7 protein-coding genes and 1 tRNA gene are annotated in these 14,599 nt (G+C 64.6%); 5 read left to right on the top strand and 3 right to left on the bottom strand.

Going from position 1 to position 14,599, the window contains the following annotated elements; all coding sequences use genetic code 11:
• Positions 1-15: 15 nt before the first annotated feature.
• The 3 genes from ACPFL9_RS04205 (at position 16) to ACPFL9_RS04195 (ending at position 6,222) form a co-directional block, all read left to right on the top strand.
• A complete protein-coding gene (locus ACPFL9_RS04205; RefSeq protein ID WP_426006028.1) occupies positions 16-801 on the top strand; it encodes a VOC family protein in 786 nt (261 codons plus the stop codon).
• Positions 802-982: 181 nt separating this feature from the next.
• Complete coding sequence (locus ACPFL9_RS04200) at positions 983-1,474, top strand: septum formation family protein (RefSeq protein ID WP_426006027.1); 492 nt, start codon at positions 983-985, stop codon at positions 1,472-1,474.
• A 221-nt stretch (positions 1,475-1,695) separates the two neighbouring features.
• Complete coding sequence (locus ACPFL9_RS04195) at positions 1,696-6,222, top strand: ExeM/NucH family extracellular endonuclease (protein WP_426006026.1); 4,527 nt, start codon at positions 1,696-1,698, stop codon at positions 6,220-6,222.
• Positions 6,223-6,275: 53 nt separating this feature from the next.
• On the opposite strand, the gene ACPFL9_RS04190 is transcribed toward ACPFL9_RS04195, so the two are convergent.
• Complete coding sequence (locus ACPFL9_RS04190) at positions 6,276-8,213, bottom strand: FAD/NAD(P)-binding protein (RefSeq protein ID WP_426006025.1); 1,938 nt, start codon at positions 8,211-8,213, stop codon at positions 6,276-6,278.
• Between the two features lie 60 nt (positions 8,214-8,273).
• Between ACPFL9_RS04190 and ACPFL9_RS04185 the strand changes: the two genes are divergently transcribed.
• On the top strand, positions 8,274-10,472 hold the full coding sequence (locus ACPFL9_RS04185) for a prolyl oligopeptidase family serine peptidase (protein ID WP_426006024.1): 2,199 nt from the start codon (positions 8,274-8,276) through the stop codon (positions 10,470-10,472).
• A 70-nt stretch (positions 10,473-10,542) separates the two neighbouring features.
• Positions 10,543-10,631 (top strand) — tRNA-Ser (locus ACPFL9_RS04180).
• A 79-nt stretch (positions 10,632-10,710) separates the two neighbouring features.
• On the opposite strand, the gene ACPFL9_RS04175 is transcribed toward ACPFL9_RS04180, so the two are convergent.
• Both ACPFL9_RS04175 and ACPFL9_RS04170 read right to left on the bottom strand, forming a co-directional pair.
• Positions 10,711-12,144 (bottom strand): MFS transporter, encoded by a 1,434-nt coding sequence (locus tag ACPFL9_RS04175; protein WP_426006023.1) that lies wholly within the window; start codon positions 12,142-12,144, stop codon positions 10,711-10,713.
• Positions 12,145-12,322: 178 nt separating this feature from the next.
• Positions 12,323-14,488 (bottom strand): RecQ family ATP-dependent DNA helicase, encoded by a 2,166-nt coding sequence (locus ACPFL9_RS04170; protein WP_426006022.1) that lies wholly within the window; start codon positions 14,486-14,488, stop codon positions 12,323-12,325.
• Positions 14,489-14,599: the final 111 nt, after the last annotated feature.

Raw genomic sequence — 14,599 nt, 5'->3', positions numbered from 1 at the left:
ACAGGAGCTCTGCACATGCCTACGCCTGATATCACTGCCGGTTCACCGTGTTGGATCGATCTGATGACGTCCGATCCTGAGAAAGCGAAATCCTTCTACAACGCGCTCTTCGGCTGGACCTACGAGACTGGAGACCAGGAAAAGTACGGCGGCTACATCACTGCTTCCAAGGACGGAAAGCTCGTAGCCGGAATCATGCAGAAGCAGGAAGACATGGGCGCCATGCCTGACCTCTGGTCCACCTACCTGCGTACGGATGACATCAAGGCCACCACTGAGGCTACCGCCGCGAACGGGGGCCAGGTCTTCCTGGAGCCGATGGAGGTTCCGGAGCAGGGCAGCATGGCCATGTATGGAGACTCTTCAGGAGCCTCCGTCGGAGCCTGGCAATTCGGAGAGATGAAGGGCTATGAGGTCGCAGCGGAGCCCGGCACGCCGGCCTGGCACGAACTGTTGTCCAAGGACTACGAGTCGGCGGTGTCGTTCTACCAGAACGTCTTCGGCTGGCAAACGGAGGTCATGAGTGACACCCCGGAATTCCGGTATACGACGCTGGGCGCCGGAGACAATGCCAAGGCCGGCATCATGGACGCCTCCGGTTTCCTCCCGGAGCAGGTCCCGTCCATGTGGAGCGTCTATTTCGCTGTCGAGGACACGGACGCCACCGTGGAGAAGGCACTGGCTTTGGGCGCCACGGTCACCCAAGCTGCCGAGGACACACCGTTCGGACGTTTGGCCACGCTGACGGACCCGACGGGTGCCGTGTTCAAGGTGATCCAGGACCTGGGTCCCACGCCTTAGACTTTGATTTTAGGGTCGCGTCGGCCGCCACCTACCCAAGGGCGGCCGGCACGGTCTGCCCGTTGCCGATCCTGGGGGATCGTTCGGCACGGGTGCCTGTATCCGGTCCCTCATCGACCGACCACGTGTGCCGGATCTCAGTCCGGACCGATGTGGTCCTTCTGGGGAACGAGGACCGGAAATGCTCCACCTTTCACAAACCATCAAAGCCGCAGCCGTGCTGGGCGCTGCCGCTTTGGCGCTGGCAGGCTGTGCCTTCATCAGCAGCGGGGATGCCAAAAGAGACGAGTCGGGCCGGCCGACGGAGACCTCGATTGCGGACGCTTTCAAGGTCAAGGTGGGCGATTGCATCGCCGAGCCCGACGGCACCGAAGTCAAAGACGTAGCCGTCATCCCCTGCGGACAGAGCCACGATCTTGAGGCTTACGCCGCCAAGAACATTGTGGCCGACGCCTATCCCGGCCAGTCCGAGGTGGAGGCTCAGTCCGAGGATTTCTGTGGAGCCGAGTTCGCCACGTTCGTAGGCCTGCCCTTCGACCAATCGTCCCTGGAACTGACGTACTTCTACCCCACCAGTGAGACCTGGAAGGCCAACGACCGCGAGATCGTCTGCCTCATCGGTGGTGCCGCAGGGGAACCAACCACTGGTTCCTTGAAGGGGGCCGCCAAGTAAGTTTCACTTGGCCGCCTGTCAGGCGGTGACCAGCCGGTGGCCTGCCGGTGACCGGAGCAACCCCCCGGCCACCGGCGCGCCATCCCCTATTCATCCGTTCGTGTTCAGCTATGCCCGAGGCAGCTTTACCCGGGAGTAACTTCCGGTACATCGTCCACTTCACAAGACAGTGGGCGCCGTCCATGGAGCCCCACAGGGCTCACTAATGAAAGTTAGAGCGGATGCACCAAAAGCACTGGAAACTATTGGCAGGGACCATCCTGTCAGCGGGATTGATAGCGGCCCCGCTGACGGCGGTCCCGGCCATCGCAGCCGATGAACCGGCGGCCGGCACGTCGCCGGTGGTCATCAACGAGGCCTACTTGAGCGGAGGCAGCAGCGGGGCTGCGTTCAAGAACAAGTTCGTAGAGCTCTACAACTCCTCGGATACGCCGGTCAGCCTGGCCGGCTGGTCCCTGCAATACCGATCGGCGACGGGAACGGGAGCCCCCACCGGCATCACCGCCCTGGCTGGCACGATCCCGGCCAAGGGCCACTTCCTGATCCAGGGCGCCACGAACAGCGGCACGTCCACTGCTCCTGCCCTGCCCACGGCGGACGTCCAGGCCAGCGGCACCCTGAACCCGAGTGGCACGGCGGGAACCTTGATCCTCGCCAAGCAGCCAACAGCCGTCTCTCCGCTGGCCGCAGGCTCCGTGACGGGCGACGCCGCCATCGCGGACCTCCTCGGCTACGGTACGTCCAATACGTTCGAAGCGGCGCCGGCCCAGGCTCCGTCCGGGAACACGGACGTGCGGAGCCTTAACCGCACCAACGGCGTGGATACCGACTCCAACGCCGCCGATTTCAGCCTGAACGCCACCATCACGCCCACGGCGGCTGGAGGCAGCGGAACGCCCTCGGATCCACAGCCCGAACCCGGCACCAGGACCATCGCCGAAATCCAGGGCACGGGCGCAGCCAGCCCCTTCGTCGGTGCCACGGTGACCACCCGTGGCAAGGTCACCGCGGTCTACGCCACCGGCGGTTTCAACGGCTACTACGTCCAGACCCCCGGAACCGGCGGCGACGGCAGCGGGGCGGCCAGGACGGCGTCGGACGCTTTGTTCGTCTACTCCCCCACGACTGCGGGTTCCGTCCAGCAGGGCGAGTATCTGGAACTGACGGGGCCCGTGAGCGAATTCGCAAACCAGACCCAGATCACGGTGGAAGCTGCCGGGTTGAAGAAGCTCACGGAAGCCGCACCCGAAGTAAAAGCCACGCCGTTCGCGCTGCCGGCCAATGACGCCGCGCGCGAGGCTTTCGAAGGCATGCTCGTGGCACCCGAAGGCAATTTCACGGTCACCGACAACTACTCGTTGAACCAGTACGGCGAAATCGGCCTCGCTGCCGGGACGTCACCTTTGGTACAGCCGACGGCGGTAGCCGCCTACGGTTCGGCGGAACATGCGGCGGTGGTGGCCGACAACGCGATGCGCGGGATCAAGCTCGACGACGGCGCGTCCACCAACTTCCTCAAGGACGCCACCACCAAGGCCCAGCAGCTCCCGTACCTCACCACCACGGATCCTGTCCGGGTGGGCTCACCGGCAAACTTCACCACCAACGTGATCCTGGGCTACGGCAACAACGCCTGGAAGTTTCAGCCGCTCACTGCACTGACTCCGGCCAACGCCGACACAGTCCAACCGGCGACGTTCACCGCCAGCCGCCCCGAGGGTCCGGCAGATGTTGGCGGCACGCTGAAGTTGGCGTCCTTCAACGTGTTGAACTACTTCCCCACCACCGGCGACCAGCTCAGTGGCTGCGTGTTCTACACCGACCGCGACGGAAACCCGATCACCGTCAAGGAAGGCTGCAACGCACGCGGTGCTGCCAACGCGGAGAACTTCGAGCGCCAGCAGGCCAAGATCGTCGCAGCCATCGCCAAGTCCGGCGCCGACGTCGTGTCCCTCGAAGAGATCGAGAATTCTGCGCAGTTCGGCAAGAACCGCGATGATGCCCTGTCCAAGCTGGTGGACGCCCTCAACGCCCAAACGCCGGGAATCTGGGACTACGTGCGGACACCGGCCAACGCCCCGCCACTCAGCGACGAAGACATGATCCGCACGGCGTTCATCTTCAAGAAGGCAACGGCGGAACCGGTGGGCGAATCCATCATCCACAACGACACTGTGGCTTTCGCGAGCGCGCGCAAGCCACTGGCCCAGGTCTTCAAGCCGGTGGGCGCGGCCGATGACAAGAAGTTCATCGCAATCGTCAACCACTTCAAATCCAAGGGATCAGCGGCCACTCCGGACGACACGGACAAGGGCCAGGGTGCGTCCAACATTGCCCGCACCAAGCAGGCCGAATCGCTGCTCGCCTTCTCCAAGGACCTCCAGGCTTCCAAAGGCACAGACAAGGTGTTCCTGATCGGCGACTTCAACGCCTACGCCAAGGAAGACCCCATCAACGTCCTCACTGGTGCCGGTTACGTGGACCTGGAGGCGGGAACCAACAAGCACTCCTACCTGTTCGGTGGAATGGTCGGTTCTCTGGACCACATCCTGGCTTCCCCCGCTGCGCACAAGACCGTGACGGGAACCGACATTTGGAACATCAACTCCGTGGAGTCCGTGGCGCTGGAGTACAGCCGGTATAACAACAATGTGACCAACTATTATGCTCCGGACGAGTTCCGGGCCAGCGACCACGATCCTGTGGTGGTGGGCCTCAACCTGGCTCCGGACGCACCGGCAACCGTTGACCTGCAGTTCCTGGGCATCAACGATTTCCACGGCCGGATCGACACCAACACCGTGCTCTTCGCGGGGACCGTTGAGAAACTCCGTGCTGCGGCAGCTCCTGGCGCCACGGCCTTTATCTCGGCAGGTGACAACATCGGGGCGTCCCTCTTCGCCTCCTCGGTCGCCAAGGACCAGCCCACCATCGATGTCCTGAACGCGCTTGAACTCCAGGCCTCAGCAGTGGGCAACCACGAGTTCGACGGCGGCTGGGCTGATCTGCGCGACCGCGTTGTCGCAGGGGGCAACAACGCCACGTTCGCCTACCTCGGTGCCAACGTCTACCAAAAGGGCACCACCACCCCGGTCCTGCCGGAGTACAAGGTCCTGGACATGAACGGCCTCCGGGTGGCTGTCATTGGCACGGTCACCCCGGAGGTGCCCACCCTTGTCACGCCCGCAGGCATCGCGGATCTGGATTTCGGTGATCCGGTCGACGCCATCAACCGCGTTGCGGCCAGGATCAAGGCTGACAACGCGGCCGACCTGATCATCGTCGAAAACCACGACGGCGCAGCCTCCGGAACACCGGAAGGCGCCACCCTGGAACAGGAAGTCGAGGCCGGCGGACCATTTGCCAAGCTGGTCAACGAGACCACTCCCGACGTTGCCGCGATCTTCACCGGGCACACGCACAAGGAATACGCCTGGGATGCTCCCATCCTGGACAGCAACGGCCAGCCAACCGGCAAGACCCGTCCGATCGTCCAGACCGGAAACTACGGCGAAAACGTTGGCACCGTGACCCTGACGGTGGACACTGCTTCCAAGTCCGTGACGGCGTATAAGGCAGCCATCGTGGACAGGACAACCGAAACGGCAGAAAGCCTCGTCGCCGCCTACCCGCGCGTCGCCGCGGTCAGGACGATTGTTGACAAGGCACTGGCCAATGCTGCAGAAATCGGCAACCAGCCCGTGGGTGCAGTGACCGCTGATATCACCACAGCCTTCACCCCTGATCCGGCCGGCGGTGCCCCCAAGCGCGACGACCGCGCGAACGAATCCACCCTTGGCAACCTCGTGGCGGACTCCCTGGTGGACACGCTCAAAGCACCGGAACTGGGCGGGGCGGAGATCGGCGTCGTCAATCCGGGCGGTCTCCGGAACGAGCTCTACTACGCACCCGACGGCACCATCACGTACGCAGAGGCCAACGCCGTGCTGCCGTTCGTGAACAACCTCTGGACCACGTCACTGACCGGTGCCCAGTTCAAGACCCTGCTGGAACAGCAATGGCAGACCAACCCGGACGGCACCATCCCCAGCCGCCCCTACCAGCAATTGGGCCTCTCCAAGAACGTCAACTACACCTACGACGCTTCCCGCCCTGCCGGTGACCGCATTACCGGCATCCGGATCGACGGCGAGGTCATTGATCCGGCCAGGCAGTACAGGATCGGGACGTTCAGTTTCCTCGCCACCGGCGGTGACAACTTCCGGATCTTCAAGGAAGGCAGCAACACGAAAGACACCGGACTGGTGGACCGCGACGCCTGGATCAAGTACCTCCAGGGGAACAATCCGGTCTCTCCGGACTTCGCGCGACGTTCCGTGGCCGTGGCCAACTCCACCGCGGCGGAAGTCAAGGCCGGCGACGCCATCGCCCTGGCCGTCTCCAAGCTGGACCTGACCTCCATCGGCAGCCCGGCCAACAAGACCCTCAAGGCTGTCTTCATCGACGCGAAGGGCGCCAACACAGCCCTCGGCGATGTGCCGGTATCCGGGGGTGCCGCGGCGGTCGACCTCAAGGTTCCCGCCTCAGCAGCTGCAGGACCGGGCACGCTGGTGCTGACCGCCGTCGAGTCCGGGACCGTAGTGAAAACGCAGGTCACGGTGGCTGACAGCGGACCCACCCAGCCCCAGTGCACGGCTCCGGTGAAGCCCACCAAGTGGTACGACGTCGTGGGATGGTTGAAGTACGCCATCGCGTGGCTTGAATACCAGCGGTGCCTGAGGGGCTAGCCGCTCCCCCGCCGTCGTCATGCCCCCAAGCCCGGCTTGGGGGCATGACGCGCTTAAATGCCGAGGATGCTCCGCGCGATTTCGTCGGCATCGCGCAGGGTCCGCTGGCCGCTGGCGTAAACCCTGCCCGTGCGCGGACGCGCTTCGGCGGCGATGGCGGTCCCCCACTGGGAGGCCGACAGCTGCAGCCCCAGGACATACATGCCCTTCGTGACGGAACCGTTGGCAGCCACTGGACGGTACGGGTGCGGCTGGACGTCCAGGCCCGTGGTCTGCATCGGTGTGCCTTCCACGCTCATCATGATCCTGGTGCGCACCAGGCCGTCAGCCATCAATTGCTCCAACAGCGGCGAAACGTTGAAATTGACCCGGTTGGCCGGCGACATCGCCTCGATCAGCGTGCGGGCTTCCGCGGGATCATCGTGTACCCAGGGTGAATCGGCCCGGAAGACTCTCGCGGTCCTGTCTACGCTGAACTTGGGGTCGGGTCCTACGAAGCTCACGACGCCGGCCCGCGCCAAGGCGGCCAGCTGTTCCGATCGCAGGGCGGGAGGACCGCTCGCCAGCCCCTCCACGAACGACTCAAACCATCCGCGGAGTCCGGCAAGCCAGGACTCGTCGGTGATCCCCCCGTCCGCGACCACGGACTTCAAAATCGCACGGCCGGTATGAAGGGCGCCGATCGCCATCTTCACCGGGTCCGACTCCCCCAGGGCTGACCGCCGCGCGTCATCATCCAGGTATGCAGTGATCGCCGCATCCAGCTCACGGCGGGAACTGAAAGACCTGCCGGCTAATGGCGCGGCAAGCGCGCGCAGATTGAGGCGGCGCGAGGCTACGACATGCTTCTCCACGAGCTCGCCAACGTCGCTCTCCCAGTTCGCCGTGGAGTGGGCGTGCGGCTGCATCGCGTCCCCCAGGTCCGCCAGGAACTGTTTCGGGTCGCGGATGGCTGCCGGTTGGGACCTCGCCAGCGTCGAGTAGTAAGCCCACAAGGCATCCCGGTGGAGCAGCGGCCACAGATCGTGGTCAAACGCCGGCTGGATTCCTGCCGCCCGAAAACGGTCCATGGCCGCCTCCGTCAGGTACCGCATGGTGACGCTGCTGGGGTAATACCCGGTCAGGCCGGCTTTCGCGCGGTACGGCGTCCCGCGCCGGGAGGCAGCAATGATCTTCGGTTCGCGGCCCGATGGCCGGTACTCAAGAGCGGCGGCTCCGGGTGAGCCGGCGTCCACAAACTTGCCCCCACGCCCTTCGGTGAGCTGCCCCATCACATCGAAGAAATTCAAGCCCATGCCCCGGACCAGCACGGGCTCATTGTCCGGCACGCGCTGCCAGTCAACATCGGCAGGAGGCGCAGGAGGGAAATAGAGCAGGCCATGTTCGGCTGCCGCCTGGTCGAAGGAACGCTGCTCCGGGTTCAGCCGCGAGTCGACATGGCCCAGCGCCAGGACCACCGAACCGACGGTGAGGACCGCGCCGTCCGCAAGTTCGACGTCGAACTGGTCGCCTGACGGACGCGCAGCAACAGCCTCCGTCTGGTGGAAGGTGACCTCAACGGCGTCGGGCTTGCGCTCCAGCACCTCCGCGAGCGTCTGCCGCAGATAACGCCCGTACAGCGCCCTGCTCGGGAAATCATGGGACTCAAGCGTGGAAAGCTCCGCCTTTTCGGCCTCGTCCAGTCCGCGGCCATCACGACGGCGGGACTCCCGCCACTGGTCGAACGAACCACCTGCGAGCGGCGGCGCAAGTTGGGGATCCTCAGGAATCAGCGTGGGATAAAACGATTGGGTGTTCATCAGGAACAGCCGCGACTGCTCCGGCTGCCAGACATGCCCTGAACCCGCGGGGTAAGGGTCTACGACGTGGATATGGAGCGACTGGAAGGCTGTCGGGGTCGCCGTCCAGTTGGCGAGCAGGCGCTCAAGGACACTGGTCCCGCGGGGACCGGCCCCGATCAGGGCGACACTGCGTGTTTGCTTTTTATCCACGCTCCAGCTTAACTTCCGTGTGACTTGCTTCCCGTTGACGGGAGTTGCTTGGATGGGGCGATGACCACCACAGCAGAGACCGGTCAGGGACCGGCCGAACCGATCGCACCTGAACCCACGGACGAGAACGCGTGGCTGGAAGACATCCACGGCGAGGAGCAGCTGGCCTGGGTCCGGGAACAGAACGCGCGTACCGAAGACCTGCTCGATGGTGACGACTACGCTGCCGTGGAGGCCGGAATCCTGGAAGTCCTCGACTCCACGGACCGCATCGCCATGGTGGGCAAACGGGGCGGATACTACTACAACTTCTGGAAAGACCAGGAACACCCCAAAGGCCTGTGGCGCCGCACCACCTGGGACAGCTACAAGGCTGACGAGCCTGAGTGGGATGTGCTGCTCGATATCGACGCGCTGGCCGCTGCAGAAGGCCAGGACTGGGTTTTCCACGGAGCCACTTTCCTGCGCCCCCGGGACGGCGACGACTACCGGCACGCCATGATCGCGCTGTCGCCCGACGGCGGAGACGCCAACCGCTACCGCGAATTCGACGTAGCCACCCGCAGTTTCGTGGATCCTGTTGGCGGTGGCTTTGATATTCCCACGGCCAAGGGCAATATCAGCTGGCTCGACGCCGACACCCTGCTCGTCTCCAGCACGGCCGCCGGACTCCCTGCCACGTCCTCTTCGTATGCCCGGACCGGCGTGAAGCTTCGCCGGGGCCAACTGCTGGACGATGCCGAACGGCTTTTCGAGATCCCCGAAGACCACATGCTGGCCATGGTGGTCCACGACGCCACTCCGGGCTTCGAACGGACCTTTGCCGTTGACTACATCGATTTCTACAACCGCCATACCTGGTTGATGCAGGACGGCCGGTGGCTGGCCATCGATGTGCCCACGGACGTCAACATCAGCGCCCACCGCGGCTGGCTCCTGTTCCGCCCCCGGAACGACTGGGAACCGGCCGGCACCGTGCATCCCGCCGGATCCCTGCTGGCCGCTAGGTTCGATGACTGGCTGGCGGGTTCCCGGGAGCTCACCGTCCTGTTCACCCCGGATGAACGAACGTCACTGCAATCCTGGAGCTGGACCCGCGACTACCTCCTGCTGAACCTCCTCCGGGACGTTTCATCGGAAATCCGGGTACTGGATCCTTCCCAGGCCGGCCCGGACGGTTCCTGGGCGTCCACCCTGCTGGATGCCTGCCCGCCCCTGCACGACGTCAATGCCTACGCCGTGGACGACGAAGACGCTCTCCCCGGGCCGGGCGACGATGCGTCTGTGGACGCAGCCGGCAACGACTTCTGGCTGGTGGCCACCGGTTTCACGACGCCTACCACCCTGATGCGCGGAACCCTGACGGCCGCTTCCGGAACCCCCACCGTGGTGAGCAGCCACGCCGTCGTCAAGCAGTCGCCGTCGTTCTTCAACGACGAGCTCTACGAGGTGCAACAGCACTTTGCCACCTCCGCCGACGGCACCAAAGTCCCGTATTTCCAAGTCGCCGCCAAGGACCTGGTGCTGGATGGCCGGAACCCCACCCAGCTGTCCGGATACGGCGGGTTCGAAGTCTCACGCACTCCTGCCTACAGCGGAACCATTGGACGTGCCTGGCTGGAACGGCGCTTGACCGGTCCCGATGCACGCGGCGGTGTGTACGTGGTGGCGAACATCCGTGGCGGCGGCGAGTACGGACCGTCCTGGCACCGGGCGGCCCTGCAGGAGAACAGGCACCGCGCCTATGAAGACTTTGCAGCCGTGGCCAAGGACCTGGTCACCCGCGGCGTCACCAGCCGCCGGCATTTAGGCTGCGTCGGCGGCTCCAACGGCGGACTCCTGGTGGGGAACATGCTGACCCGGTACCCGGAGCTGTTCGGTGCTGTGTCCTGCGGCGTACCCCTGCTGGACATGCGCCGGTACACCAAGTTGTCCGCCGGATACTCCTGGATCGCCGAGTACGGCGACCCCGACGTGCCCTCGCAGTGGGAATTCATCAAGACTTTCTCCCCCTATCACCTGCTCAGGGACGGCGTGGACTACCCGGAGACGTTCATCTGGACGGCAACCTCGGATGACCGCGTCGGGCCTGTCCAGGCACGCAAAATGGCCGCCCGCATGCAGGCCATGGGCATACCGAACGTGTGGTTCCACGAAGCATTGGAAGGCGGACACGCGGGAGCCTCGGACAACCGGCAGGCCGCAGCATTGCAGGCCCGCAGCAATCACTTCCTCTGGCAGGCCCTGGCCGGAGCCTGAGTGACTGGGCGGCTGTTTTGCACTGGGCCGCACGTTCTGCGTATCCTTGGTGGGCTAGCAATAGCGGATTGGAGACGTGCCAGAGCGGCCGAATGGACTTCACTGCTAATGAAGGGTCGGGGTTAAACTCGACCGGGGGTTCAAATCCCCCCGTCTCCGCGAATTGGTCCCGGTTCTTTTGAACCGGGACCTTTTGCGTTCCAGGTGTCCGCTGAGGGCTTCAGCTGGACACCGCAAGCTACCTCCGGGCCGACCCGGCGCTGACCTCAGCACCTGCATCGCGGTGGAGGGCGAGGCTGTCGGCGGCGCTCACCAGCATCAGGACCCCCATGGCAATGAACGCGCCCTTGTAGGCGGCAATCTGGTCTGCGCCGAAGACCGGGGCGGTATCGAACAACCGCAGGAACAGGGCGCCCACCGCAATGCCTGCCCCTGCGGCCAGTTGGACCAGCGTGGCGGAAATGGCGTTGGCGGAGGGCAGCTCGTCCGGGATGATGTCCGCGTACTGCACTGAGGCGTAGGCGGAGAATCCTATGGAGCGGAACGCCCCGCTGAACAGAAGCAACGCAAAGATGATGGGTTCCGGTGTCTGCGGGGTCAGGAACGCGCAGAGGGCAAAGGTTGCCGCCGACGCCAGCGAGGCAAACACGAGCACCGGCTTGAAGCCAAAACGCCGAATGATGGGCGTGGTGGCTGGCTTGATGCCGATATTGCCGATGAACACGGCGGCCACCATCACCCCGGCCTTCAGGGGATCCCACCCGAACCCGTCCTGGAACATCAAGGGCAGCAGGAACGGGACGGAACTGATGGTCAGGCGGTAAATGAAACCACCCGTGGACGTCGCCCTGAACGTCCGGGTCCGGAAGACGCCGAGGTTGAACAGCGGCACGCGGGTCCTGCGCATCCACCAGACTGCACCTCCCAGCGAGAGGACTCCGGCAGCAACCACGACGGCGGCCAGCAGCCCGGGCGCGTGGCCGCCCAGGGTTTCCAGGCCTACCACCAAGGCACCAACGCCCAGCGTGGTCAGCAGCAGGCCAAACCAGTCCAGCTTGCGCTTGCCCTGAGGTTTGGTGCCCGGTACCAACCGGAGGGCTGCGATAAACGCCGCGATGCCCAGCGGCAGGTTGATGAGGAAGATCCAATGCCAGGACAGGAACGTGGTCAGGGCTCCGCCCACCATCGGAGCGAGGACGGGCGCAAGCAGGCCAGGCCACACCAGATAGGCGGTGGCACGCAGGAGCTCGGACTTGGGCGTGCCGCGGAGGACCACCAGGGTCCCGACCGGCACCATCATCGCCCCACCGGCTCCTTGGGCCACGCGGCTCAGCGTCAGCATGGTCAAGTCCTGGCTGAGTGCGCATAGCAAGGATGCGACCGTGAACACCGCGATGGCCGCGCAGAACACCGTTCGGGCGCCCATCCGCTCGGCCAGCCAACTGCTGAGCGGAATACCCATGGCCACGGTCACCAGGTATGCCGTCATGGTGATGTTGACATCCGCCGCAGCTACGTTGAAGTCTGAGGCGATACTGGGAATGGCCGTGGTCAGGACTGTGCCATCCAGGAACTCCATGAAAAACGTCGCTGCCACCAGCAAAGCCAGGCGTGGCTGCCAGGTGCCTTCCTGTCCTGCTGTGACGTCCGTGCTGCTGGAAGGTGTACTCATGACTTCCGTCCGGGATCTCTGGGGTGGTCCGCTCCGCTCATGCGGGTTTGCCTAGATCCTATAGAGGCAGCGTGGGAGCGATCACAACATGACGTTCATCGCAGGGTTTCATTGCAGTTGGACGTTCATACGGGCGTTCATAGCGGGTGCCACGCAGCATCCCCGCGCTATTCCGGCGCTATCCCGCCTGCGCCAGGGCCAGTGGAAGCACCGCGCCGGCCCCAGCATGCCGAAGCGCTCCTCCCGCCACTGTCATGGTCCACCGTGAGTCGATCAGGTCATCCACCAGGAGGACAGGCTGTCCCTGCAACGCTGTCAATGCGTGGGCCAACTCCGGCCCTACGATCAACCGGTCCCAGACTCCCGCGAGCCTGAAGGCACTGTTGCCGCCACGTGATCCCGTGGGTCCACCGAACTGGGGCTGGAGCTGACCCAGATACGGCATACGGCCGATGCCTGCGATTCCTTCCGCCAACGTCGCCACCAACTGCGGCTTGCTTCTTGAGGGAATACTGATCACAGCGGCGGGGCGCCCGGCTCCGCTCCACGGCGTTCCGCCTTCGGCCCCGGACCATTCGCGCAGCACCTGGACGCAGCCCTGCAACATGGCGGGGTCAACAGCGCGGTCTGTCGCTCCTGCTGCAAACAGCTCCCGCAGCGGACCTCCCCAGCCCAGATCAGTCAACCGCGCAAGGACGCGTCCTTCCGAAACGCTTGTGTCCGGCTTGATCTTTCCCTTCACCGCGACCCCCAGCCGGTCCATGCCACTGGGCCACTGCAGCCGGGGCTCCACTGCGACTCCTGCCCGGCGCAGCGTCTGGCCGGCTGTATCCATGGCGGAGTCGGCGATATCCGACGGGAACCAGCGGCCGGCGCAGTTGTCGCAACGGCCGCAGGGAGCAGCCGTAGGATCATCCAGCACCGACGTGATGAACTCCATGCGGCAACCGGCGGTGTCCTGGTAGATCACCATCGAGTCCTGCTCATCCACGCGGGCCTCCGCGATTCGGGCGTACCGCTCAGCATCGTAGCTCCAGGGGTGTCCTGTTGAGCGCCAGCCGCCTCCTACGCGTTCCACTGCTCCGTCCACGGCCAAAACCTTGAGGAGGAGTTCCAACGGGGTGCGGCGAAGGTCCACCCGGGCTTCCAGTGCCACCGTGGACATGGCCGCACCTGCTTCCGACAGGACGTGCAGGACATCCGAGGCCTTTTCTTCGGAGGGCATGGACGCTGTCGCAAAGTACTGCCAGATCTCACGGTCCTCGGGTCCCGGAAGCAGGAGGACGTCAGCGTTTGCTGCGCCACGACCGGCGCGACCCACCTGCTGGTAGTACGCAACCGGGGACGACGGGGCGCCAAGGTGGACGACGAAGCCCAGATCCGGTTTGTCGAATCCCATTCCCAAAGCGGACGTGGCCACCAGTGCCTTGACCTGGTTGTCCTTAAGCAGTTGTTCGGCCCGCTCACGGTCCGCTGGATCAGTTCGGCCGGTATACGGAAGCACATTGTGGCCGGCCTCGGACAACAGGCGGGCGGTATCCTCTGCAGCGGAAACCGTGAGCGCATAGATGATGCCGCTTCCCGGAAGGTCGCCCACGTGCGTCAGAAGCCACCCAAGGCGGTCCCTGGAGTTGGCCAGCTTGAGGACGCCAAGCCGCAGGGACTCCCGCCCCAAGGCCCCGCGAATGGTCAGCACTCCTGCTCCGAGCTGTTCTTCAATATCGTGCACCACACGCGAGTTGGCTGTGGCGGTGGTTGCCAGCACGGGGACAGACCCCGGAAGTTGGGCGATGAGGTCCGCGATCCGGCGGTAGTCGGGCCGGAAGTCATGTCCCCAGTCCGAGATACAGTGGGCTTCATCAATGACCAGCAACCCCGTCCGGCGGATTAACTCCGGCAACTGGTTTTCCCTGAAGGCAGGGTTGGTCAGACGTTCCGGGGAGACAAGGAGTACGTCTACCTCGTCAGCGGCCAGCTGTGCCCTGACTGTGTCCCATTCAAGGGCGTTCGCGGAGTTGATTGCAACCGCACGGACCCCCGCCCGCGCCGCCGCCGCGACCTGGTCCCGCATCAGGGCCAGCAACGGCGAGACGATCAGCGTTGGACCTGCACCACGGCGACGCAGGAGCAGCGACGAGACGAAGTAGACCGCAGACTTCCCCCAGCCGGTCCTTTGCACCACCAGGGTCCTTCGCCCGGCATCAACCAGGGCTTCGATGGCCTCGAACTGCCCCTCGTGGAAGTCCGCCTCTGGATGTCCCACCAGCTCCCGGAGGCAGGCCAGGGCGTCCTGACGGGTAGATGTTTGCACGGAAGCGGCGGCGTTCGAGGGGTGATTGGCCATGGATTCCAGTATTCCAGCCAGCCCCGACAGCCATCACCCTGCAACCGGCCTATGTGGAAAACGGGTTTCCACAAGCGCTCCTCCCGGTTCCTGCCGAATTGCCCTCCCGCA

The sequence above is a fragment of the Paenarthrobacter sp. NyZ202 genome (assembly GCF_049860755.1).
GTDB lineage: Bacteria > Actinomycetota > Actinomycetes > Actinomycetales > Micrococcaceae > Arthrobacter.
Note: the sequence above shows the minus strand (reverse complement) of the source record. Positions and strands in the feature narration are given on the sequence as shown.